The 23,141-nt window shown below is 68.2% G+C and carries 22 protein-coding genes; 12 read left to right on the forward strand and 10 right to left on the reverse strand.

Annotated elements, in window-relative coordinates; translation table 11 throughout:
* Positions 1 to 70: 70 nt before the first annotated feature.
* From ctaE to AC3A6P_RS34350, 5 genes are read left to right on the forward strand one after another with little or no spacing between them, the layout of a single operon-like run.
* A complete protein-coding gene (gene ctaE, locus AC3A6P_RS34330; protein WP_487696860.1) occupies positions 71 to 682 on the forward strand; it encodes an aa3-type cytochrome oxidase subunit III in 612 nt (203 codons plus the stop codon).
* Positions 679 to 1,578, forward strand: coding sequence for a cytochrome bc1 complex diheme cytochrome c subunit (gene qcrC, locus AC3A6P_RS34335; protein ID WP_487696861.1), 900 nt, complete (start codon positions 679 to 681; stop codon positions 1,576 to 1,578). Before ctaE ends, qcrC begins: the two co-directional genes overlap by 4 nt.
* Positions 1,575 to 2,789 carry a cytochrome bc1 complex Rieske iron-sulfur subunit gene (qcrA, locus tag AC3A6P_RS34340; protein ID WP_487696862.1) on the forward strand — a complete coding sequence of 405 codons (1,215 nt, stop codon included), beginning with the start codon at positions 1,575 to 1,577 and terminating at the stop codon, positions 2,787 to 2,789. The genes qcrC and qcrA overlap by 4 nt, the downstream gene beginning before the upstream one ends.
* Positions 2,771 to 4,456 carry a cytochrome bc1 complex cytochrome b subunit gene (qcrB, locus tag AC3A6P_RS34345; RefSeq protein WP_487696898.1) on the forward strand — a complete coding sequence of 562 codons (1,686 nt, stop codon included), beginning with the start codon at positions 2,771 to 2,773 and terminating at the stop codon, positions 4,454 to 4,456. The genes qcrA and qcrB overlap by 19 nt, the downstream gene beginning before the upstream one ends.
* 35 nt (positions 4,457 to 4,491) lie before the next feature.
* Entirely contained in the window at positions 4,492 to 5,091 is a 600-nt protein-coding gene (locus AC3A6P_RS34350; RefSeq protein ID WP_487696863.1) for a pyridoxine/pyridoxamine 5'-phosphate oxidase, read from the forward strand.
* A gap of 1 nt (position 5,092) precedes the next feature.
* Here AC3A6P_RS34350 and AC3A6P_RS34355 read toward each other — a convergent pair whose 3' ends face one another.
* The 4 genes from AC3A6P_RS34355 to ctaC form a co-directional block, all read right to left on the reverse strand.
* A complete protein-coding gene (locus tag AC3A6P_RS34355) occupies positions 5,093 to 5,710 on the reverse strand; it encodes a DUF2561 family protein (protein ID WP_487696864.1) in 618 nt (205 codons plus the stop codon).
* Positions 5,711 to 5,759: 49 nt separating this feature from the next.
* The gene (locus tag AC3A6P_RS34360; protein WP_487696865.1) at positions 5,760 to 6,659 is read right to left on the reverse strand and encodes an MmpS family transport accessory protein; all 900 of its coding nucleotides are present in this window, start codon (positions 6,657 to 6,659) and stop codon (positions 5,760 to 5,762) included.
* A 148-nt stretch (positions 6,660 to 6,807) separates the two neighbouring features.
* Positions 6,808 to 7,227: a cytochrome c oxidase subunit 4 gene (locus AC3A6P_RS34365; protein ID WP_487696866.1), complete on the reverse strand. Its 420-nt coding sequence runs from the start codon at positions 7,225 to 7,227 to the stop codon at positions 6,808 to 6,810.
* A 19-nt stretch (positions 7,228 to 7,246) separates the two neighbouring features.
* Positions 7,247 to 8,311 (reverse strand): aa3-type cytochrome oxidase subunit II, encoded by a 1,065-nt coding sequence (gene ctaC / locus AC3A6P_RS34370; protein WP_487696867.1) that lies wholly within the window; start codon positions 8,309 to 8,311, stop codon positions 7,247 to 7,249.
* A gap of 160 nt (positions 8,312 to 8,471) precedes the next feature.
* Here ctaC and asnB point away from each other — a divergent pair, with 160 nt between their 5' ends.
* Positions 8,472 to 10,421, forward strand: coding sequence for an asparagine synthase (glutamine-hydrolyzing) (gene asnB, locus AC3A6P_RS34375; RefSeq protein ID WP_487696868.1), 1,950 nt, complete (start codon positions 8,472 to 8,474; stop codon positions 10,419 to 10,421).
* A gap of 79 nt (positions 10,422 to 10,500) precedes the next feature.
* Here the strand turns inward: asnB and AC3A6P_RS34380 are convergent, their stop codons facing one another.
* Positions 10,501 to 11,475 (reverse strand): carbohydrate kinase family protein, encoded by a 975-nt coding sequence (locus tag AC3A6P_RS34380; protein ID WP_487696869.1) that lies wholly within the window; start codon positions 11,473 to 11,475, stop codon positions 10,501 to 10,503.
* 191 nt (positions 11,476 to 11,666) lie between these two features.
* Here AC3A6P_RS34380 and AC3A6P_RS34385 point away from each other — a divergent pair, with 191 nt between their 5' ends.
* Entirely contained in the window at positions 11,667 to 12,365 is a 699-nt protein-coding gene (locus AC3A6P_RS34385) for an Rv0361 family membrane protein (protein ID WP_487696871.1), read from the forward strand.
* 39 nt (positions 12,366 to 12,404) lie between these two features.
* Here AC3A6P_RS34385 and AC3A6P_RS34390 read toward each other — a convergent pair whose 3' ends face one another.
* Positions 12,405 to 12,764 (reverse strand): HesB/IscA family protein, encoded by a 360-nt coding sequence (locus AC3A6P_RS34390; protein WP_487696873.1) that lies wholly within the window; start codon positions 12,762 to 12,764, stop codon positions 12,405 to 12,407.
* 126 nt (positions 12,765 to 12,890) lie between these two features.
* A complete protein-coding gene (locus AC3A6P_RS34395) occupies positions 12,891 to 13,970 on the reverse strand; it encodes a glycerate kinase family protein (RefSeq protein ID WP_487696900.1) in 1,080 nt (359 codons plus the stop codon).
* A gap of 155 nt (positions 13,971 to 14,125) precedes the next feature.
* On the opposite strand from AC3A6P_RS34395, the gene AC3A6P_RS34400 reads away from it, so the two are divergent.
* From AC3A6P_RS34400 to AC3A6P_RS34410, 3 genes are read left to right on the forward strand one after another with little or no spacing between them, the layout of a single operon-like run.
* Positions 14,126 to 14,725: a DUF3043 domain-containing protein gene (locus AC3A6P_RS34400; protein WP_487696902.1), complete on the forward strand. Its 600-nt coding sequence runs from the start codon at positions 14,126 to 14,128 to the stop codon at positions 14,723 to 14,725.
* Between the two features lie 11 nt (positions 14,726 to 14,736).
* Complete coding sequence (gene cobT / locus AC3A6P_RS34405) at positions 14,737 to 15,795, forward strand: nicotinate-nucleotide--dimethylbenzimidazole phosphoribosyltransferase (RefSeq protein WP_487696875.1); 1,059 nt, start codon at positions 14,737 to 14,739, stop codon at positions 15,793 to 15,795.
* Positions 15,792 to 16,514, forward strand: coding sequence for an adenosylcobinamide-GDP ribazoletransferase (locus tag AC3A6P_RS34410; RefSeq protein WP_487696876.1), 723 nt, complete (start codon positions 15,792 to 15,794; stop codon positions 16,512 to 16,514). Before cobT ends, AC3A6P_RS34410 begins: the two co-directional genes overlap by 4 nt.
* Here the strand turns inward: AC3A6P_RS34410 and AC3A6P_RS34415 are convergent.
* Both AC3A6P_RS34415 and gcvT read right to left on the reverse strand, forming a co-directional pair.
* On the reverse strand, positions 16,511 to 17,617 hold the full coding sequence (locus tag AC3A6P_RS34415) for a branched-chain amino acid aminotransferase (protein WP_487696878.1): 1,107 nt from the start codon (positions 17,615 to 17,617) through the stop codon (positions 16,511 to 16,513). The genes AC3A6P_RS34410 and AC3A6P_RS34415 overlap by 4 nt on opposite strands.
* 22 nt (positions 17,618 to 17,639) lie before the next feature.
* The gene (gene gcvT, locus AC3A6P_RS34420; protein WP_487696879.1) at positions 17,640 to 18,746 is read right to left on the reverse strand and encodes a glycine cleavage system aminomethyltransferase GcvT; all 1,107 of its coding nucleotides are present in this window, start codon (positions 18,744 to 18,746) and stop codon (positions 17,640 to 17,642) included.
* A 27-nt stretch (positions 18,747 to 18,773) separates the two neighbouring features.
* Here gcvT and AC3A6P_RS34425 point away from each other — a divergent pair, with 27 nt between their 5' ends.
* Together AC3A6P_RS34425 and AC3A6P_RS34430 are read left to right on the forward strand one after the other, a co-directional pair.
* Positions 18,774 to 20,288 carry a leucyl aminopeptidase gene (locus AC3A6P_RS34425; RefSeq protein ID WP_487696881.1) on the forward strand — a complete coding sequence of 505 codons (1,515 nt, stop codon included), beginning with the start codon at positions 18,774 to 18,776 and terminating at the stop codon, positions 20,286 to 20,288.
* A gap of 70 nt (positions 20,289 to 20,358) precedes the next feature.
* Positions 20,359 to 21,933, forward strand: a complete 1,575-nt coding sequence (locus AC3A6P_RS34430) for an alkaline phosphatase D family protein (RefSeq protein ID WP_487696883.1) — start codon at positions 20,359 to 20,361, stop codon at positions 21,931 to 21,933.
* 35 nt (positions 21,934 to 21,968) lie between these two features.
* Here AC3A6P_RS34430 and AC3A6P_RS34435 read toward each other — a convergent pair.
* The coding region (locus tag AC3A6P_RS34435) for an HNH endonuclease signature motif containing protein (RefSeq protein WP_487696885.1) at positions 21,969 to 23,141 on the reverse strand (1,173 nt) is incomplete at its 5' end.

The following is a 23,141-nucleotide window of genomic DNA, read 5'->3' on the forward strand; positions in this document are numbered from 1 at the left end:
AGCAAGACACTTATTACCAAACCCCTCCCCGGGTGGAGTTCGACAACTACAAAGCGTCATACTTCTTGATGTGACGAGCGCTGTAGGCACTTCGGGAACCGCTATCACGTCGCGGATTCATTCGCTGAACAGACCCAATATGGTCAGTGTCGGCACCATCGTGTGGCTTTCCAGTGAGTTGATGTTCTTTGCTGGCCTGTTCGCGATGTATTTCACCGCGCGAGCCCAGGCGGGAGGTGACTGGCCGCCGGCACCGACCGAGCTGAACCTCGCCCTCGCCGTACCGGTGACCCTGGTGCTGATCGCATCGTCGTTCACCTGCCAGATGGGTGTGTTCGCCGCCGAGCGCGGTGACGTGTTCGGGCTGCGCCGGTGGTACACGCTGACGCTGGCGATGGGCACCTTCTTCGTGCTCGGCCAGGGCTACGAGTACATCCACCTCGTCGAGCACGGCACCACGATCCCCGGCAGCGCCTACGGCACGGTGTTCTACCTGGCGACGGGCTTCCACGGTCTGCACGTCATCGGCGGCCTCGTGGCCTTCGTCTTCCTCTTGGCCCGCACCAAGATGTCCAAGTTCACCCCGGCGCAGGCCACCGCGGCCATCGTCGTCTCGTATTACTGGCATTTCGTCGACATCGTGTGGATCGCGCTGTTCGCCGTGATCTATTTCGTTCGATGACACCACATCCGGAGAGCGGCCCATCTCCGCAGAGCAGCAACCCGACGAACAGGAGTGCTCGGTTGAAGATCTCGCGGTTCACCAGGACCGGCTCGCCGAAGTCCAAGCGGCGCACCCGCCGCCGGGTCTCGGCCGGTCTGCTGCTGCTGATCGCGTTGACGATGGCCGGCGGCCTGGCCGCCATCCTCACCCCCAAGCCGCAGGTGGCGGTCGCCGATGAATCTGCGTCGGCCCTCCTCCGCACCGGTAAGCAGCTGTACGACACCTCCTGCATCTCCTGCCACGGCGCGAACCTGCAAGGCGTCGGCGACCGCGGTCCCAGCCTGGTGGGCGTCGGCGAGGCCGCCGTCTACTTCCAGGTGTCCACCGGCCGCATGCCGGCGATGAGCCTCAACGCCCAGGCGCCGGAAAAGCCGCCGAACTTCGACGAGGCGCAGATCGACGCCCTGGGTGCCTTCATCCAGGCCAACGGCGGCGGACCCATGGTGGTACGCGACGAGAACGGTCAGATCGCCCAGGAGTCGCTGACCCACGGAAACGTGGCTCGCGGTGGCGACCTGTTCCGGCTCAACTGCGCGTCCTGCCACAACTTCACCGGCAAGGGTGGCGCGCTGTCGTCGGGCAAGTACGCACCCGATCTGGGTGACGCGAACCCGCAGCAGATCTACACCGCCATGCTGACCGGCCCGCAGAACATGCCGAAGTTCTCCGATCGGCAGCTCACCCCGGAGGAGAAGGCGGACATCGTTTCCTACGTCCGCGGCGCGGCGGAGACCCGCACTCCGGGCGGTTACGGCCTGGGCGGCTTCGGCCCCACCTCTGAGGGCATGGCTGTGTGGATTATCGGCATGGTCGCCATCATCGGTGTGGCGATGTGGATCGGGGCAAGGGCATGAGCGACGAACACGCACGCGGTAACGACCCGGACAACGTGAACCGGGGCACCGACAGCCCGGGTCAGACAGTCGACTCGGGCGACCCCACCGACGAGCAGCTGGCGCGGATGTCGCGCGAGGAGCTGCTCGCCCTCGGCGGGAAGCTCGACGGTGTCGACATCGTCTATAAGGAACCGCGCTGGCCCGTCGAGGGCACCAAGGCCGAGAAGAGGGCCGAGCGAGGTGTCAGCCTGTGGCTGCTGATCGGCGGCGCCAGCGGTCTGGCGCTGCTGCTGGTGTTCCTGTTTTGGCCGTGGGAGTACAACCCGGACAGCATCTGGTACAACCTGGCCACCCCGCTGTACGGCCTCACCTTCGGTTTGTCGATCCTGGCGATCGGTATCGGCGCGGTGCTCTTCCAGAAGCGGTTCATCCCCGAAGAGATCACCATCCAGGACCGTCACGACGGCGCCTCTCCGGAGCTGCAGCGCAAGACCGTCGTCGCCAACCTGACCGACGCGCTCGAGGGTTCGACGGTCAAGCGCCGCAAGATGATCGGTATCTCGATGGGCCTCGGTCTCGGTGCCTTCGGCGCCGGCACGGTGGTGGCGCTTCTCGGTGGTCTGATCAAGAACCCGTGGAAGCCGGTGGTCCCGACGGCCGAGGGCAAGAAGGCCGTGCTGTGGACCTCGGGCTGGACCCCGCGGTTCGAGGGCGAGACCATCTGGCTGGCCCGCGCCACCGGCGATGCCCACTCCCCCTTCATCAAGATGCGTCCCGAGGACCTCGACGCGGGCGGTATGGAGACGGTGTTCCCGTGGCGGGAGTCCGACGGCGACGGCACCACCGTCGAGTCGCACCACACCCTGGCCGCCATCCAGATGGGTGTGCGCAACCCGGTGATGCTGATCCGCATCAAGTCGCAGGACATGTCGAAGGTGGTCAAGCGTCAGGGCCAGGAGAGCTTCAACTTCGGCGACTTCTTCGCGTACACGAAGGTGTGCTCGCACCTGGGCTGCCCGTCGTCGCTGTACGAACAGCAGACGTACCGCATCCTGTGCCCGTGCCACCAGTCGCAGTTCGACGCGTTGCACTTCGCGAAACCGATCTTCGGTCCCGCTGCCCGCGCGTTGGCCCAGCTTCCCATCACCATCGACCAGGATGGATATCTGGTCGCCAATGGTGACTTCATCGAACCCGTCGGACCTGCCTTCTGGGAGCGGAGATCATGAGTCCCAAACTCGCTGATGTGATGGCCAAGCAGGGTGATGCGATCGATTCGCGGTATCACCCCTCGGCGGCGGTCCGGCGCGGAATCCTGAACAAGGTCTTCCCCACCCACTGGTCGTTCCTGCTCGGTGAGATCGCGCTGTACAGCTTCATCGTGCTGCTGCTCACCGGTGTCTGGCTGACCCTGTTCTTCGATCCGTCGATGGCCGAGGTCACCTACAACGGCGTCTACGAGCCGCTGCGCGGTATCCAGATGTCGAAGGCCTACGAGTCGGCGCTCAACATCAGCTTCGAGGTGCGCGGCGGTCTGTTCGTCCGTCAGGTCCACCACTGGGCGGCATTGCTGTTCGCCGCCTCGATCATGGTTCACCTGGCCCGCATCTTCTTCACCGGTGCGTTCCGCCGGCCTCGCGAGGCCAACTGGGTCATCGGCTCGCTGCTGCTGATCCTGGCGATGTTCGAGGGCTTCTTCGGTTACTCGCTGCCCGACGACCTGCTCTCCGGAACCGGCCTGCGCGCCGCGTTCTCGGGTATCACGATGAGCGTCCCCGTCATCGGAACCTGGTTGCACTGGGCACTTTTCGGGGGTGACTTCCCGGGCACGATCATCATCCCGCGGCTGTACGCCCTGCACATCCTGCTGATCCCCGGCATCATGCTGGCCCTGATCGGCGCCCACCTGGCGCTGGTGTGGTTCCAGAAGCACACCCAGTTCCCCGGCCCCGGCCGTACCGAGAAGAACGTCGTCGGTGTGCGCGTCATGCCGGTGTTCGCCGTGAAGTCGGGCGCGTTCTTCGCCATGACGGTCGGCATCATGGGCCTCATGGGTGGTCTGCTGCAGATCAACCCGATCTGGGATCTGGGTCCGTACAAGCCGTCCATGGTGTCGGCCGGTTCGCAGCCGGACTTCTACATGATGTGGACCGACGGCCTGATCCGTATCTGGCCGGCGTGGGAGTTCTACATCGGCAACTACACGATCCCCCAGCCGTTCTGGATCGCGATCCTGATGGGCCTGGTCTTCACGCTGCTGATCGCGTGGCCGTTCATGGAGAAGAAGTTCACCGGCGACGACGCGCACCACAACCTGCTGCAGCGTCCGCGTGACGCTCCGGTGCGTACCGCGATCGGCTCGATGGCCATCGCGTTCTACATCCTGATGACCTTCGCCTGCATGAACGACATCATCGCGCTGAAGTTCCACATCTCGCTGAACGCGACCACGTGGATCGCCCGTATCGCGATGGTGATCCTGCCGCCGATCGTCTACTTCGTCGCCTACCGGTGGGCCGTTGCGCTGCAGCGTGCCGACCGGGCGGTGCTCGAGCACGGTATCGAGACGGGCATCATCAAGCGGCTGCCGCACGGTGCCTACGTCGAGTTGCACCAGCCGATCGGCCCGGTCGACGATCATGGCCACCCGATCGCGCTCGAGTACCAGGGTGCGTCGGTGCCGAAGAAGATGAACAAGCTGGGCTCCGGTGGCGCACCGGGCCGCGGCAGCTTCCTCTTGGCCGATCCGGTGACCGAGGACCAGGCGCTCACCGAGGCCGAGCATGCATCGCATCATCGGGCCCTCACGGCGCTGAAGGAGTACCAGGACAACGAGTACGGGTCCAACGGGCACTCCGACGGTCATCACCCGAACGGGTCGAACGGCCACCACTGAGAGACGGTTTCCGGCAGCGGCTGCGAGCACTTCCCGTGCTCGCAGCCGCTGTCGGCGTTTTCGACCCGGCCCAGGCGCCCGACGACCCGGTGTCGCTGTTTCACGAATGGTTCGGTCACGCAGTCGACTCCGGTGCGCCGGAACCGCATGCGATGACGCTGTCGACGGCGGACTCGGCCGGGCGGCCGTCGGCGCGGGTGCTGATCCTCAAGGATCTCAGCGATGACGGATGCTGGCATTTCGCGTCCAGTGCGGCCGGCCGCAAGGGCCGGGACCTGGCCGCGAATCCCGTTGCCGCGCTGACCTTCTACTGGCCCTCGGTGGGCCGGCAGATCCGTATCGAAGGTACTGTCACCGCCGATCCCGACGAGGTCGCGGCGTCCGATTTCCTGGCCCGCTCCCCCACCGCCAGGGCGGTGGCCGCCAGCGGAACGCAGAGCGCCCCGTACCGCGATTCCCGCGAGCTCACCGCGGCTGTCGCGGCGGCCGATACCGAGGCGGTGCCGCCGGACTGGCGCTCCTATGCCGTGCGCGCCGACACCGTGGAGTTCTGGCAGGCCGATCCGGGCCGGCTGCACACCCGGCTGAGGTACCTCAGATCCGACGGGTGGGCGCGGGAACTGTTGTGGCCCTAGCTCAGTCGGTGTCGACGGCCAGCGCGCCCCGCAGCTGGCGCAGATAGGCGACCGGCAGGGCGATCATCGCCAGGGTGATGACGCCGGCCACTCCGTAGGCCACCCACGAGGCGGTCGACTTGTCCACGGCCATCAGATAGGTCGCCACCCCCACGGCCACGTACGCCAGACCGATGGCGGTCAACACGCCCAGCCCGCAGCGTAGCCACATCCGGTCCAGGAACGCCGCCGAGATGGCCGTGCTCGAGTGCCGCGCGGGCGTGGGGCCCGGGTAACCGGGAGGATCCTGGTCGGCCAGCATGGCCCGCGCCTGAACGGTTTTCGGCCCGGGCCGAGGTGGTGGCGGCGGCTCCTCGACGCTGCGACGGGCGCGCAGCAGCAGCGGCACCGCCAGGACGATCACCAGCGCGGAAATCCCGATCACGGTGTACAGCAGCCACGGGGTGTCCGGATCTTCGACCGGTGCGGTGGAATGCGCCTCGCCGAGGTTCACCAGGGCCACGCCGGCTGCCACCGCGACGCCGAGTGCCGCCAGCCATGCCACCGCACAGGCGGCCATCAGCCCGCGATCGATGACCTCTGGTGAGTCCGAGAACCGGTTCTCCGGGCGCCAGGCCACTAGTTGCTCCCCCGTTTCGTGCGGTTCGCCGCGCTGCGGAATCCGGCGGTCAGCAATTCGTCTGCGCTGCGTTGCCGTTGTTCGACGACAGCACCGTGCCGTCGCTGGTGGTGATCGCGCAGTTGAGCCGGCTGACCAGGAACAGGCTCGACGCCTGCACCGAACCCACCTCGGACTGCGAGATGGGTGTCACCGTCAGCGACCACGGGATGTAGACGTTCCGCTGGGTGCGGCTGCGTCCGGACGCGTCGGTGTAGGTCACCGAGATGATGTCTCCGGGCGCTTTGGTGCCGGTGATCGAGTACGTGACCTGTCGGGGACCCGCCGGCGTCGTGGTGGTCGGCGGCGGAGGTGGCGGCGCCTCGGTGGTGGTCGGCGGCGGCGGAGGTGGTTCCTCGGTCGGTGGTGGCGGAGGCGGCGGAGGCGGCTCCGGGGTCACCGTCACCGTCTCCGTCGGCGGTGGTGGCGGCGGCGGGGGCGGTTCGGTGGTGGTCGGCGGCGGTGGTGGCGGCTGCGGGGTCGTGGTGGTGATCTCGTCCTGCACCGGCGGCCGGGTGGTGGTGGAGGTGCCGGGGTTTGCCACGTCGTCGGTGTTGGTGCTCGTCACCAGCAGCGACACCGACACCACCAGGGAGATGGCGGCGATGATGGCGGTGACACCGACCACCCACGGCCACCGCGGCGGCCGCGCGTCCTCGGCGGCTTCCCCGCCGTCGTAACTGTCGTAGTCGTAGAGATGGGGGTCGGCCGGTACGTAGGGGCCGGTGCTGAACTGCTCGGCCTCGGGGGCGGAGTAGGCGCGGGACGGGAACTCCGAAGGCACCAGGTCGGTGCCGTACTCGGTGCTCAGGTCCTCGTCGAAGCCACTGCCGGGGACGTCGCCGTCAGGGGTCGACGTGGGATCCCGGTCGTCACCGGAGTCCGGTCCCGGGGGATTCGGCCCGCTCATGTCCGCCTGTCCTTCTCCGCTACAACACCCGCGACAGGCCCCGAAGAGGATTGCTCACAGAGCTGTCGTGCCTCGGCAACACTACCCAACCATTGCGGCGGAACGAGGGATGACAGACCGTGGCTGGGTCAGCCGATCGGTGCAGACCTCAGTGCTTCTCGGGGCCCCAGTAGTACTCGAAGACCAGACCACCGGCCGAGGTCAGCACGAACACCACACCGGCGACGATCAGCCAGGGCAGCCACAACGCGGCGCCCACAGCGGCCGTCGAGAAGGACAGCGCGATCAGGATCGGCCACCAGCTGTGCGGGCTGAAGAAGCCGAGTTCGCCTGCGCCGTCACTGATCTCGGCGTCCTCGTAGTCCTCGGGACGGGTGTCGAGGCGGCGGGCCACGAAACGGAAGAAGGTACCGATGATGAGCGACAGTCCGGCGGTCAGGACAAGTGCCGTGGTGCCCGCCCACTCGATGCCACCGTTGGCGTAGAGCGCTGTCAGGACGCCGTAGACGATCGCGGCGAGCACGACGAACGCGGTCAGGATCTCGAACAGCCTGGCTTCGATATGCATGCTGGTTTCTCTCTACGTCTCAGTTACGCACCGGCGGTGCCTGCTCACCGCGGCGGGTGTCGAACGGCCGGGTGGTGATCGCCACCGGATCCTGGCCGATGGCCTGCAGTGCTTCGGCGTTGGTGGCCTCGGGCCGGCCCTCGCGGTACTCCAGATACGCCTTGAAGTCGTTGGGCTCGACGACCCGGACCTCGAAGTTCATCATCGCGTGGTAGGTGCCGCACATCTCGGTGCAGCGCCCGACGAACGCTCCGGTCTCCAGGATCTCGCTGATCTGGAAGATGTTGTCGGAGTTGTTCTCCTTCGGGTTGGGCAGCACGTCCCGCTTGAACAGGAACTCCGGCACCCAGAAACCGTGGATGACGTCGGCGGAGGCGATCTGGAACTCGATCCGCTTGCCCTTCGGCAGCACCAGCACCGGGATCTCGTTGCTGGAGCCCAGTGTCTCGATCTTGTCGAAGTTCAGGTAGCTGCGGTCCTCCGGGTTCAGGCCGTTCAGCGGGCCCACCTCTTCGTGGCCCTCTTGACCCTCACCCTCGCCGGCGCGGTGCTCACCCTGATCGGGCCGCGAGGTCATGGCCTCTTTGCGCTCGTTGTCCACCCCGTCGTAGTCGAGGGTGCCGTCGGCGAAGGCCACCTTCTGATAGCCGAACTTCCAGTTCCACTGGAAGGCGGTGACGTCGATGACGACCTCGGGGTTGGGTTCCTTGGCCAGCATGGTCTCCTGCACCACCACGGTGAAGTAGAACAGCACCGAGATGATGAGGAACGGCACGACGGTCAGCACCAGTTCCAGCGGCATGTTGTAGCCGAACTGCCGGGGCAGCTCGGTGTCGGTGGCCTTCTTGCGGTGGAACACCGAGGTCCAGAACAGCAGGACGTAGACGATTCCGCCGACGACGAACGAGGCCGCCACCGAGCCGATCCACAGTTCACGGTTCAGGTGAGCCTCGGGGGTGATGCCTTTCGGCCAGCCCAGGGCCAGCGCCTCGGTGAGACTGCAGCCGCTGAGGACGACAGCCAGCACACCGAACGTGACCGCCAAAGCCAAAGCCCTGAGCCGACGAGAACGGCGGGTCTTCACGCTGGCGCCTCCTGTGTTCAGTCGTGTCGCAGTCGCCCTAGAAGCAGCAATGACACGGCGGATTTCCGTCGAATACTACGCAGCGTAGACCACGCCCTCCAGCCGAGGCGTAAGCACCTCACCGCTTGTCGTCCACCGCCGCTTGGCATACTTGGCGGCGATGTGCGGACTGGTAGCTCTGCTGTGTGAAACGGCTCGGCCCGTCACACCCGAAATCGTCGACGCGGTGGCGGGCGCGTCGCATCTGATGCGACACCGCGGCCCCGATGAACCGGGCACCTGGTCCGACGATCGGGTGGTGTTGGGCTTCAACCGGCTGTCGATCATCGACATCGCCCACTCGCACCAGCCACTGCGGTGGGGACCGCCGGAGTCCCCGGACCGCTACGTGCTGGTGTTCAACGGCGAGATCTACAACTACGTGGAGTTGCGCCAGGCACTGCGGACCGAGTTCGGCGCACAGTTCCACACCGAAGGCGACGGCGAGGCCATCATCGCGGCCTACCACCACTGGGGGGTCGACGCGCTCCCCCGGCTCCGGGGCATGTTCGCGTTCGCCCTGTGGGACACCGCCACCGGCGAGCTGTTCTGCGCCCGCGACCCGTTTGGCATCAAACCGCTGTTCATGGCGACCGGCCCGGGTGGGACGGCCGTCGGCAGCGAGAAGAAGTGCCTCACCGACCTCGCGGGTGTCCTGGGGATCGACGTCGGCGCCACCGGGATCGACGACCGCGCGGTGCAGCACTACACCGTGTTGCAGTACGTGCCCGAACCGGAAACGCTGCACCGCGACGTGCGCCGGCTGGAATCGGGCTGTTATGCCCGGATCCGCCAGGGCGCGGCCCCCGAGGTGTCGCGGTACTTCACGCCGAAGTTCCCGGTGAGCCCGTTCGTGGCCGGTGGTGAGCAGGCCCGCTACGACGAGATCACCAGGGTCCTCGAGGACTCGGTGGCCAAACACATGCGCGCCGACGTCACTGTGGGCGCGTTCCTGTCCGGCGGCATCGACTCCACCGCCATCGCCGCATTGGCGATCCGGCACAACCCGAAGCTGATCACCTTCACCACCGGGTTCGAACGCGAAGGCTTCTCCGAAGTCGACGTGGCGGTGGCCTCGGCCGAGGCGATCGGCGCCCGGCACGTCGCCAAGGTGGTCAGCCCGGCCGAGTTCGTGGCCGCCCTGCCCGAGATCGTCTGGTACCTCGACGAGCCGGTGGCCGACCCGGCGCTGGTGCCGCTGTACTTCATCGCCAAGGAAGCCCGCAAGCACGTCAAGGTGGTGCTTTCGGGCGAAGGCGCCGACGAACTGTTCGGCGGTTACACCATCTATCGGGAGCCGTTGTCGCTCAAGCCTTTCGACTATCTCCCCCGCCCGGTCCGGCGCTCGCTGGGCCGCGCGTCGAAACCCCTGCCCGAAGGGGTGCGCGGCAAGAGCCTGCTGCACCGCGGCTCACTGACCCTCGAGGAGCGCTACTACGGCAACGCCCGCAGCTTCTCCGATGACCAGCTGCGCACCGTACTGCCGGGCTTCCGCACCGACTGGACCCACACCGACGTCACCGCCGAGGTCTACCGGCACTCGGCCGGCTGGGATCCGGTGGCGCGCATGCAGCACCTGGACCTGTTCACCTGGCTGCGCGGCGACATCCTGGTCAAGGCCGACAAGATGACGATGGCGAACTCGCTGGAACTGCGGGTGCCGTTCCTGGATCCCGAGGTGTTCGCGGTCGCGTCCCGGTTGCCGCTGGATCAGAAGATCACCCGGACGACGACGAAGTACGCGCTGCGCCGGGCGCTGGAACCGATCGTGCCCGCACATGTCCTGCATCGCGCCAAATTGGGCTTCCCGGTACCGATCCGGCACTGGCTGCGGGCCGGTGAGCTGCTCGAATGGGCCTACGAAATCACAGCCATGACCGAGACCTCCCAGGCGGGCCGGCTGGTGGACATCGCCGGAGTGCGCCGGATGCTCGACGAACACCGCACCGGCGCCAGCGATCACAGCCGCCGGCTGTGGACGGTGCTGATCTTCATGCTGTGGCACGCGATCTTCATCGACGGCTCGGTGACCCCGCACATCGAGGAACCCACCTACCCCGTCGAGCTGTAGACACCAAAGCCGCCCAAACCGACGTTTGGGCGGCTTTGTGCGAGTAGATCCCGGCATTTCGCCGGGTTCGGCGGGTGTTTTACAACAGCGCGGCGGCGATCTCGGATTCGGCCTCGGTGCCGTAGGCGTCGGCCAGGCGTGGCAGCGCGGCGGCCTTGTCCCAGGTCCACTCCTGCGGGCCCGGGGCCTCGAGCACCAGGGTGGCCACCAGCGAGGCCAGCTGCGCCGACCGCTCCAGGCTCAGCCCGGCGCTGCGGCCGGTGAGGAAGCCGGCGCGGAATGCGTCACCGATGCCCGTCGGGTCATCCTTGTGATGCTCCGGCACCACGCCGACGTGCACGAACGTACCGTCGGAGCCGACCAGATCGACGCCCTTGGGCCCCAGGGTGGTGACCCGCAGCCCGATCTGGCTCATCACCTCGGCTTCCGACCAGCCGGACTTCTGCAGCAGCAGATCCCACTCGTAGTCGTTGGTGAACAAGTAGGTGGCGCCGTCGATGAGGCGGCGGATCTCGTCGCGGTCCAGCCGCGCCAGCTGCTGCGACGGGTCGGCCGCGAAAGCCAGTCCGAGAGCGCGGCATTCCTCGGTGTGCAGGAACATCGCCTCGGGGTCGTTGGCGCCGATGATCACCAGCTCGGGGGTACCGACGCCTGCGACGACGTCGGCGAGCGCGATGTTGCGGGCCTCGGACATCGCGCCGGGATAGAACGACGCCAGCTGCGCCATGTCCTGATCGGTGGTGCACACGAACCGGGCGGTGTAGGCGCTCTCGGAAACCAGCACCTGCGAGCAGTCCACCCCGTTGGACTCCAGCCACTGGCGGTACTCGTCGAAATCGGAGCCCACGGCACCCACCAGAGTGGGGCTTCCGCCCAGGATGCCGATGGCATATGCCATGTTGCCGGCGACGCCGCCGCGGTGCATCACCAGGTCGTCGACGAGGAAGCTCAGGGACACCTTCTGCAGGTGCTCGGCCAGCAGCTGCTCGGCGAAGCGGCCCGGAAAACGCATCAGGTGATCCGTTGCGATCGATCCGGTCACGGCAATGGTCACGTGCAGCTCCATCCAGTTTTCTCGGGTGCCTCGGGGAAGGGCGCACTCGACCCTACCGGTGCCCGCGTATCCGATCATCTCCTCCCGGGTGCGATAACCTCACCAGCAGAACCGCCACGGGCGTGCCGAAGCGACCGCCGTCCACGCCACCGCCGGCCGCCGGCGACAGGCGCAACCCTCGGGGAGAAATCATGTCCGGCCCATATCCGCCGTACCAGGGTGTCGGCGCGCCGGGGTCCGACCGCCAGCCCGAACCGCCCGCTTACAACGCGAACATCGGTCAGGCCTGGGGCCCGTACCGCCCGCCGGAACCACCGCTGCCGCCGAGCGCACCGTTCCCCCCGGGACCGGCACCCGGGCCGTACCCCGGTCCGGGGCCTGCGCCGGTGCCGTATCCGAAGCGCAGCCGGTGGAAGCCGCTGCTCGCCGCCGCGCTCGCGGCCGCGGTGATCATCGCTGTGGTGGTCGCGGTGGTGCTGCTGGGCCGCGGCGACGACAGCCGGGGCGGCGCGGTGCTGACGACGGCGACCGCCCAGGAGGCCATCCAGGGATATCTGGATGCGTTGTCCGACGGCGATCTGCAGACCATTTCCCGCAACGCCCTGTGCGGCCTCTACGACGGGGTGCGGGACCGGCGCTCCGATGATGCGCTGGCGCGGCTGAGCAGCGATGCCTTCCAGAAGCAGTTCTCCAGCGCGCAGGTCACCGGTATCGACACGATGGTGTTCGCCTCGCCGAGCAGCGCACAGGTGTTGTTCAGCATGCAGGTGGTGCCCACCGCGGGGAACCGGGGCGGCGATGACGTCCGTCAGGGCGTCGCCCAGCTCCTCGCTTTCGGCGACGACGTGCTGGTCTGCTCGTACGTACTACGCACAGCGGGCACGTTCTGAGCTGGTGCTCGGAACGTGCCCGCCGGTGAGATCAGGTGATCAGTTGAACGAGTCGCCGCAGGCGCAGGAGCCCGTGGCGTTGGGGTTGTCGATGGTGAAACCCTGCTTCTCGATGGTGTCCACGAAGTCGATGGTGGCGCCCTGGATGTAGGGGGCACTCATCCGGTCGACGGTCAGGTTCACTCCACCGAATTCGACCACCAGGTCACCGTCGAGTGTGCGGTCGTCGAAGAACAGGTTGTACCGCAGGCCGGCGCAACCGCCCGGCTGTACCGCGATCCGCAGTGCCAGGTCATCACGACCCTCCTGGTCGAGCAGCGACTTGGCCTTGGCCGCCGCGGCATCGGTCAGGATTGCGCCGTGGGTATCGGTGGTCGCCGACTCGTGTTGAACAGTCATTGCGTCTCCCTCGTGACAAGCATGTAGTGGGCCTGAACCCAGTATCTGCAACTGTACAGATTCTTCCCGCATTCCCGAGGCCTGGCGGCGATGTCCGCCGCCTACCGGTCGAGCGGTGTCCACCGCCTATCTGGCGAGTTCTGCCGCCGTCTTTCGCGCCAGCCCGGCCAGCTGATTGGCCGCGTCGTCGATGGCGACCTGCACAGATCCGGCGAACTCGGCAACGGCGAACGCCGCGGCGATACCGGCGTCGCGCAGGGTATCGGTGTCCAAGGTCACTTGCCCGGCCAGCACCAGGACCGGGATCCGGTGTGCACCTGCCCCGCCGGCCAGCGCGCTGACCACCTTGCCGTGCAGCGATTGGTCGTCGAAGCGGCCTTCCCCGGTGATGACCAACTCGGCGACGGCCACATCGTCGGCCAGCCGGGTGTGCTCGGCGATGATCGCGGCCCCGGATTCGCGCCGCCCGCCCAGGGCCAGCAGTGCCGCGCCCAGCCCTCCCGCGGCCCCGGCCCCGGCATCGCCGCTGATCGGCCGGCCCGCCACCGCGTCCAGCTCGGCGCCCCATTCGGTGAGCCGCTTCTCGAGCAACTCGACAGTGGCCGGGTCGGCGCCCTTCTGCGGCCCGAAGACGTGCGCGGCCCCCATCGGGCCCAGCAGCGGATGCTCCACGTCGGAGGCCACGATCAGCTCGATGCCGGCCAGCCGGTCACGCGCGGCCTGCAATCCCCCGAGCGCCTCGATCATGCCGCGGCCGCCGTCGGTGGTGCTGCTGCCGCCGAGGCCGACGGCGATGCGGGCGGCGCCTGCTGTGAGCGCCGCGTCGACCAGCTGTCCCACGCCGTAGGTGTGGGCGGCCAGCGCCGTCTGGACCGTCGGCGGCCCGCCCAGCAGCGTCAGACCGCACGCCTGCGCGCACTCGATGTAGGCGGTGGGACGTGCGGGATCGGTGACCGGATCGAACACCCACTCGGCGTCCACCGAGCCGTCGCCGGGCGGGTCCAGTGGGCCGCAGACCCGGCTGTGCCGCAGTTCGCCGAGCCTGCTGGCCAGCACGCCGACGAAGCCGGGGCCGCCGTCGGACTGCGGAGCCAGGGTCAACTCGTCGCCGGGCCGCGACTGCTGCCAGCCGACGGCGATGGCCTGGGCGGCCTCGACCGCGGTCAGCGTGTCACCGAAACAATCGGGCGCTATCAGCACTCTCAACCCCGACTCCTGCGCGCCCGTCATCAGTGCAGATTAAGGTGCGCCCATTGCAGGTGCATTTCCGGGGACGGCTGTATCCCAAGTAACCTGGCGGTGTGAAATTGTTGGGCCGCAAGAACGACGACGGAGAGTCGAAAGACGTCGAATCCACCCCGGTGGTCGAGACCACCGACGAGGTGGCGGCGGGTACCGCACCCAAAGGGCGGCCCACTCCCAAACGCGACAGCGCCAAGCGCCGCGGCCCCGTCGCCCCGGCTCCGATGACCACCAAAGAGGCCCGCGCCCGCCGCAAGGCGATGGCCGGGCCGAAGCTGTCGAAGGAAGAGCGCAAGGCCGAGCGCGCCGAGCGGCGGTCGGTGACAAACGAGCGCCGCGAACGGATGATGGCCGGCGAAGAGGCCTACCTGCTGCCGCGTGACCAGGGCCCGGTGCGGGGTTATGCCCGCGACATCGTGGATTCCCGTCGCAACCTGCTCGGGCTGTTCATGCCCGCGGCCCTGTTCCTGATCTTCGTCATGCTGGCCGTGCCGCAGGTGCAGTACTACATCTCCCCCGCGATGCTGGTCCTGATCGCGATCATGGCGATCGACGGCATCTTCCTGGCCCGCAAGGTCAACAACGCCGTGGACGTGAAGTTCCCCGACAACACCGAAGGCCGCGTCAAGCTCGGCTTCTACGCCGCCAGTCGCGCCTCACAGTTGCGCCGCATGCGTGCGCCGCGCCCCCGCGTCAACCGCGGCGACAAAGTCGCCTGACCGACCACGAGATGGTGCTGCCGTCGTTTCCGTCTGTCGTCGCACCTGATGCCGAGGCAGCCGCGGCCGCCGCTGCGCGCCAGGCCACACTGACCAAGCCGCCGGGCTCTCTCGGCCGGCTCGAGGCGTTGTCGATCTGGGTGTCCGCCTGCCAAAGCGCCTGTCCGCCTAGGCAATTCGAACGCGCCCGGGTGGTGGTGTTCGCCGGTGACCACGGTGTCGCACAGGCCGGGGTGTCGGCGTTCCCCCCTGAGGTGACCGCGCAGATGGTGGCCAATATCGCCGAGGGCGGGGCGGCGATCAACGTACTCGCCGACGTGTCCGGCGCCTCGGTACGCGTCGTCGACATCGCCGTGGACGCCGAGCCCGCCACGGACCGGATCGGCGCGCACAAGGTACGCCGCTCCAGCGGCAACATCGCCGTCGAGGATGCGATGACCGAGGACGAGACGGTCGCTGCCGTCACCGCCGGCGCCCGCATCGCCGACGAGGAGGTCGATGCCGGGGCCGACCTGCTGATCGCAGGCGACATGGGCATCGGAAACACCACCGCGGCAACGGTTCTGATCGCCACGCTGACCAACACCGAACCCGTGCTCGCGGTCGGCCGCGGTACCGGTATCGATGACGCGGGCTGGAAACGCAAGACCGCGGCGGTGCGCGACGCGCTCTACCGCTCCTACCGGGACCGCTTCGACACGCTCGCCCTGCTGCGCATCGGCGCGGGCGCGGACCTGGCCGCGATGGCCGGTTTCCTGGCCCAGGCGGCCGTCCGGCGCACCCCGGTACTGCTCGACGGCGTGGTGGTCACCGCCGCGGCGCTGGTGGCCGAGCGGTTGGCGCCGGGCGCGCGGGCCTGGTGGCAGGCGGGGCACCGGTCCACCGAACCCGCGCACACCCACGCGTTGGCGCAGCTGGAACTGGAACCGATCCTCGACCTGCAGATGCGTCTCGGCGAAGGTACCGGCGCGGCCGTGGCACTGCCGGTGCTGCGGGCGGCCGTGGCCACGTGCGCGCAGATGGCGACGTTCGACTCGGCCCGGATCGCCGGCGGTTCCACTGCCCCGTGATGACCTCGGTGTTGGGCGCGTTCTCGTTCGCGACGGTGCTGCCGATCCGCACGCAGGCCCCCATCGGCCGGGGCGCCCTGACGGCTCTGCCCGTTGTCGGTGTGGTGCTGGGGGTGTTGGCGGCCGGGGTGGCCTACGGGACCTCGACGCTGTTCGGCGGTGTGTTGCCGGGCCTGCTCGCGGTGGCGGCGCTGCTGCTGGCCACCCGTGGTCTGCATATCGACGGCCTGTCGGACACGGTCGACGGCCTCGGGTGTTACGGCCCGCCGGAGCGGGCCCTGACGGTGATGCGCGGCGGTACCGCGGGCCCGTTCGGGGTGGCGGCGGTGGTGCTGAGCATCACCGTCCAGGGTGCGGCATTCTCCGCCCTCGACCCGGTGGCCATCGTGGTGGCGGTGGCCGCGGGACGGGTGGCGGCGGTGCTGACGTGCCGCCGGTCGGTGCCCGCCGCGGCCGGTAGCGCGCTGGGCGCGCTGGTGGCCGGCACCCAACCGGCCTGGGTGGTGGCGGTGTGGGTGGCGTTGCTCGCGTGGGCCGCCGGCTGGGCGACGCCGCGACCGTGGCAGGGCCCGCTGGTGGTGCTCGTGGCACTGGCGTTGACGGCGGCCCTGGTGGCGCATTGTGTGCGCCGGTTCGGCGGGATCACCGGGGACGTGCTGGGCGCCGCCATCGAGCTGACGACGACGGTCACGGCGTTGGGACTGCTGGCCGGCGCTTAGTTGAGGCGGGCCATCCAGCCGTGGGTGTCGGCGAAGGTGCCGCGCTGGATCCCGGTCAGGGTGTCGCGCAGTGCCATGGTGACCTCGCCGGGCTCGCCGTCGGCGATGGTGAACTCACCGTCTCCGTACTTGACGTGTGACACCGGGGTGATGACGGCGGCGGTACCGCAGGCGAACACCTCGGTGATCTCGCCGGCGGCCACACCCTTGCGCCACTCCTCGACATCGATCTTGCGTTCCTCGATGGCGAAGCCGGCGTCGGTGGCCAACTGCAGCAACGAATCCCGGGTGATACCCGGCAGCAGGGACCCCGACAGCTCCGGGGTGACCAGGCGGGCCGACCCGCCGCTGCCGAACACGAAGAACAGGTTCATCCCGCCCATCTCTTCGATGTAGCGGCGTTCGATCGCGTCGAGCCACACCACCTGATCGCAGCCGTGGGCGGACGCCTCGGCCTGCGCCAGCAGCGAGGCGGCGTAGTTGCCGCCGAACTTGGCCGCGCCGGTGCCGCCGGGGCTGGCCCGGACGTACTCGGTGGACAGCCACACGCTGACCGGCTTGATACCGCCCTTGAAGTAGGCGCCGGCCGGGCCGCCGATCACCAGGTAGCGGTATTCGTTGGCCGGGCGCACACCGAGGCCGGGTTCGGTGGCGATGATGAACGGCCGCAGGTACAGCGACGCTTCCCCGCCTGCGGCCGGCACCCAGGCCTCGTCGACGGCGATCAGCTGCCGCAGCGACTCGATGAACACGTCTTCGGGCAGTTCCGGAATGGCGATGCGGCGGGCCGACCTGCGCAGCCGCGCGGCGTTGGCTTCCGGTCGGAACGAGACGATGGCGCCGTTGCTCCAGCGGTAGGCCTTGAGCCCTTCGAAAACCTCCTGCGCGTAGTGCAGGACGACGGCTGACGGATCGAGCTGGATGGGGCCGTAGGGCAGCACCTCGGCGTCGTGCCAGCCGCGGCCTTCGGTGTAGCTGATCGAGACCATGTGGTCGGTGTGATAGCGCCCGAATCCCGGATCTTGCAGGATTGCGGCCCGTACCTCGTCACTTGCCGGTGCAGTGTTGCGGGCAAGGCTGAATTCGAGGTGGCCGTTGGTCATGCAGCGATTGTATAACCGCGCGCTAGCGGGTTTTCACCGCGACGAACGGCGGTTTGACCACTTCGCATTCCACGGCGCGGCCGCGGACGTCGACGGTGACGTGGGCCCCGTCCTCGATGCCGGCTGCCGTGTCGATCAGCGCCAGCGCGATCCCGGCTTTCAACGTCGGCGAGAACGTTCCCGAGGTGGTGACGCCCACGCTCTGATCACCGGCGAGCACGGTGAGGTCCTGCCGCAGCACCCCGCGGCCCAGCACCTTCAGCCCGCGCAGCAATCGCGTCGGGCCGGCTTCCTTCTCCGCGAGCAGCGCCTCGCGGCCCCAGAACGCGTCCTTCTTCCAGCCGACAGCCCATCCGGTGCGCGCCTGCAGCGGCGAGATGTCGAGCGACAGTTCGTGGCCGTGCAGCGGGTAGCCCATCTCGGTGCGCAGGGTGTCGCGCGCGCCCAGGCCGGCCAGCTCGCCGCCGGCCGCCTGCACCTGTTCGACCAGGGCGTCGAACACCACACCGGCCTGCTCCCACGGCGGCAGGAGTTCGAAGCCGTGCTCTCCGGTGTAGCCGGTGCGGCACACCCGCACGGGGACACCGGCGTAGTCGGCGTCGGCGTATCCCATGTAGTCCATCTCGGTGGGCAGCCCGAGGGTGGTCAGCACGTCGGCGGCCTTGGGCCCCTGCACGGCCAGCACGGCGAACGAGCGGTGCTCATCGGTGATCGTGAGACCAAGCGGCGCAACCTCTTTCAACGCTGCCACCACAGCGGCGGAGTTGGCGGCATTCGGCACCAGGAAGATCTCGTCGTCGGACACGTAGTAGGCGATCAGGTCGTCGATCACGCCGCCGGTCTCGGTGCAGCACAAGGTGTACTGCGCCTTGCCGGGCCCGATGCGGCGCAGGTCGTTGGTGAACGCCGAGTTGACGAACTCCGCCGCGCCGGGGCCGCGGACCAGCGCCTTGCCGAGGTGACTGACGTCGAACAGGCCGACGGCGTTGCGGGTGGCGTTGTGCTCGGTGACGGTGCCGGCGTACGAGACCGGCATCAGCCAGCCGCCGAACTCGGCGAAGCTCGCGCCGAGAGCGCGATGACGGTCTTCGAGTGGGCCCTGCTTCACATCGGTCACGATCACCAACATTAGTGGCTGGTGGTTAGGCTCAACGCCGTGAGCACCGCACCCGGTTACCAGTCCCCCGCCGTCACCGTCGCCACGTCGCTGCCCAAACGGGGCATCGGATCGGCTGTGCTGATCGTGGGCGTGACGAGCGCCGACGACTCCAGCCCGAAGGTCGTGACGAACCCGTTCCTGGACGCCGAGGCCGTCGGTGAGATCGAAGTGGCCCTGTCCGCACTGAGCGCCAAGGGCGGTGCCGAGTCGCTCACCCGCCTGGTGGTGCCGTCGCTGCCGGTCGCCAGTGTGCTGACGGTGGGACTGGGCAAACCGCGCGACCAGTACCCGCCGGATCTGATCCGCAAGGCCTCCGGCGTGGCCGCCCGCTCGCTCAACGGCACCGAGTCGGTGATCACCGCGCTGTCCGACCTGGACCTCGAAGCCGCCATCGAAGGCCTGACCCTGGGTGCCTACCGGTTCAGCGACTTCCGCAGCGGCAAGACCGCGCCGAAAGACGCCGGACTGCAGAAGATCACGGCGCTGGCCACCGACGGCTCCAAGGCGGTCAAGTCGGCCGCCGCGCACGCCACCGCTGTCGCCACCGCGGTGGCCACCGCCCGCGATTTCGTCAACACCCCGCCGAGCCATCTTTATCCCGATGAATTCGCCAAGCGGGCAAGGGCTTTGGGTGAATCCGCGGGGTTGTCGGTCGAGATCCTCGACGAGAAGGCACTGGCCAAGGGCGGCTACGGCGGCATCATCGGCGTCGGCCAGGGCTCGTCGCGGCCCCCGCGGCTGGTGCGCCTGACGTACAAGTCGGGCAAGCGCAAGGCTCCCAAGGTGGCGCTGATCGGCAAGGGCATCACCTTCGACACCGGCGGCATCTCGATCAAGCCGGCCGCCTCCATGCACCACATGACCTCCGATATGGGCGGGGCCGCCGCCGTGATCGCGACCACGGTGCTGGCCGCGCAGCTCGAGCTGCCGGTCGACGTCATCGCGACCGTGCCGATGGCCGAGAACATGCCGTCGGCCACCGCGCAGCGCCCCGGTGACGTGCTGACCCAGTACGGCGGCACGACGGTCGAGGTGCTCAACACCGACGCCGAGGGCCGGCTGATCCTGGCCGACGCGATCGTGCGGGCCTGTGAGGACGGTCCCGACTATTTGATCGAGACCTCGACGCTCACCGGCGCGCAGACGGTCGCTCTCGGGGCCCGGTATCCGGGCGTGATGGGCAGCGACGAGTTCCGCGACCGGGTGGCCACCATCTCCCAGGAAGTCGGCGAGAACGGCTGGCCGATGCCGTTGCCCGACGAGCTCAAGGACGACCTCAAGTCGCAGGTCGCCGACCTGGCCAACATCAGCGGGCAACGCTTCGCCGGCATGCTGGTGGCCGGGGTGTTCCTGCGCGAGTTCGTGGCCGACGGTGTGCAGTGGGCGCACCTCGACGTCGCGGGTCCGGCGTACAACACCAGTGGGCCGTGGGGTTACACCGGCAAGGGTGGTACCGGGGTGCCGACGCGGACCATGTTCGCGGTGCTGGAAGACATCGCACTGAAGGGCTAGCAGTAAACGGCTGACTGAAGTTCACCTTCCGGTCACCTCCAGGCCGGGCGACCGCACGACACTCGGTCCGGTGACCAACCGCCTGCCTCGCCGAACCCTGCTGCGTACTGCCCTGCTCGTTCCGGCCGGAGCCGCTCTGGCCGGCGCACTGCCGACGCCCTGGGCGGTCGCGTCGCCCGGCCTGGTGCGAGCGCGTCCCCAGCTGACCCACGGAATCGCCACGGGTGATCCGCGTGTCGACGGCGCGCTGGTGTGGGCGCGTTCCGACGTCCCGGCGGCCATGATCGTGGAGACGTCGGCGACCGAGGACTTCACGAACGCGGCGCAGGTGCGTGGTCCCCTGCTCACACCGGCCTCCGACGGGACCGGACGGCTTCGTCTGCAAGGTCTGGAACCCGGCCAGCGCGTGCACTACCGGGTGACCTTGGAGGGCGAGGACGGTGCCCGCAGTGAACCTGCCACCGGCGTGTTCACCACCGCGCCCGTCGAGCCGTCCGATATCACCTTCGTCTGGTCGGGCGATGTCGCCGGACAGGGCTGGGGCATCAACGCCGATACCGGCGGGATGACGGTGTGGACGGTGATGGCACAACGCAATCCCGACTTTTTCATCCACTCCGGTGATGCGATCTACGCCGACAATCCCATCGAGGAAACCCAAGAGCAGAACGACGGCCGGATCTACCGCAACGTCACGTCACCGGCCAAGGCCCAGGTGGCCCAGAGTCTCGACCAGTTCCGCGGCAACTATCAGTACAACTTGATGGACACCAACTATCGGTACTTCAATTCCACTGTGCCGCAGTTGATCCAGTGGGACGACCATGAGGTGGTCAACAACTGGTTCCCGGGCGAGAACCTGGCCGGTCAGAATCGCAAGGGGTATCAGCAGACCAGCGTGGATCAGCTCGCGGCCATGGCCACGCAGGCGTGGCGCGAATGGCAACCGATCGACGCACGGGAAGCCGTCGACGGACGGTTGTACCGCAAGATCGCTTACGGGCCGTTGCTCGACGTCTTCGTGCTCGACATGCGCAGCTACAAGAATCCGAACCCCGAGAGTTGGTCGACCGACGACAGAACCGGACTCCTGGGCCCCGAACAGGCGCAATGGCTCATCGATTCGCTGCAGGCGTCGACCGCCACATGGAAGGTCGTCGCCAACGACCTGCCCCTGAGCATCGTGGTCGCCGATTCCGCCACCAGCCCGCCGAACGGTCCGAAGGCCATGGAGGCCATAGCTCAGGGCGATGCCGGCGCTCCGCTGGGCCGCGAGTTCGAGACCGCCCGAATCCTGAGCTCCACCAAGAACGTTCGCAACATCGTCTACCTCACTGCCGATGTGCACTACACCGCGGCGATCTCTTATCACCCCGATCGTGCGGCGTTCCAGGATTTCAGCCCGTTCTACGAATTCGTCTCGGGTCCGCTCAATGCCGGCGCTTTCCCCGTCAGTCCGGTCGACTCCACGTTCGGCGCGGTGTACGAGTTCGTCCACGCGCCGGAGGAGGAGAACGTCTCCCCTGCCGAGGGTTTCCAGCACTTCGGCCACGTGCGGATCGACAAGGACACCCGGGCGCTCACGGTCGACCTCTGCGATAGCACGGGCGCCACGTTGTGGTCCACGACTATTCCCGCGGCTTGAGCTAGTCAGGCTCGGCCTCGACTGCCGCAACTTCGCTAAAATGGCCCTCTCCGTGCGGGTTTCCCGAGGGCGCGTTGCAGGGCGTTGTGTTCGCGTTCGGCGTTGATGTGTTGTTGGCGGTCTTGGTCGCGGGTGCGTTTGCGGGTGGGCATGGTGATACCCGGGTGCGCTGTGCGGCGTCTTGTGGGTGTCGGGGGTGGCAGGGTGGCGGTGGTGGAGTTCCAGTCGGGGAACAGCAGTCTGCTCGTCGGTTGCGTGATGTAGGTGTGGCCGGTGGGTGCGGTCCAGCGGACGTCGCCGTTGGGCAGTTGCTCGTCGCGCCAGCCTTGACCGAAGGTCTTGGCGAGGTGGTGTTCTCGGCACAACGCCTTGCCGTTGGAGGGGTGGGTGGGTCCGCCGTCGCCGTGCGGGACGGTGTGGTCGATGTCGGCGTATTCGGCTTTACGGGTGCAGCCGGGGAACCGACATCGCATGTCCCGGCATTGGATGAACTCGCGGGCTTTGCCGGTGAACTTGTAGCCGCGGGCAGGTGCTGCGGGCGGGATCGGGAGTGCGGTGACGGTGGCGCCGTCGCGGAGCATGGCGGCGAGTTGGTCGAGTGGGATGAGGGTGCCACCGAGGGTGACTGCGGGGCGCGGCCGTCGTGGTGGGGTGTGCGCGGCCGGTGTCTGCGGCAGATCCTGGGTCCAGACCTGCTCGGAGGCAGTGTCGTTCACCCGGTCGTCTGCAGCGTCGGGGGTGGCTGCGGTGGTTCCGCCGCCGGTGTCGGGGGTGTTGGGTCCGGGTGGGGGTGGCGGTGCACTGCCGGTGCCCCACGGCGGCTCGCCCTCGTCCCCGGGGTCGTCGGTACCGGTGTCGCCGGCGCGGTCATCTCCGTTGTCGCTCTCGTCGACGGCGACGCCGGCCTCGGTTTCGTCGGCGGCGCCGTCGGCCTCGTCCGTCTCGTTGATGCGGTCAGCGCCCTCGTCGATGTCGTCGTCTGTTTCGTCGCCGGCGCTGTCCGTCTTGCCAGGTGCTTCCAGCGGGGGTGGGGTGGTAGGCGCCCAGGGTGGCTCGTCCTCGTCGTCGTCACGGTGTGAGGTGGTCCACCAGTGCGACCAGTCGGGTTCACCGCCGACCGTCGGTTCGGCCTCGGCCTCGGCCTCGGCCTCGGCCTCAGTCTCCGACTCGGGTTCGGGTTCGGTTGTGGGGGTGTTGTTTTCCCACGG

The organism is Mycobacterium sp. Soil_C_30 (genome assembly GCF_057656995.1).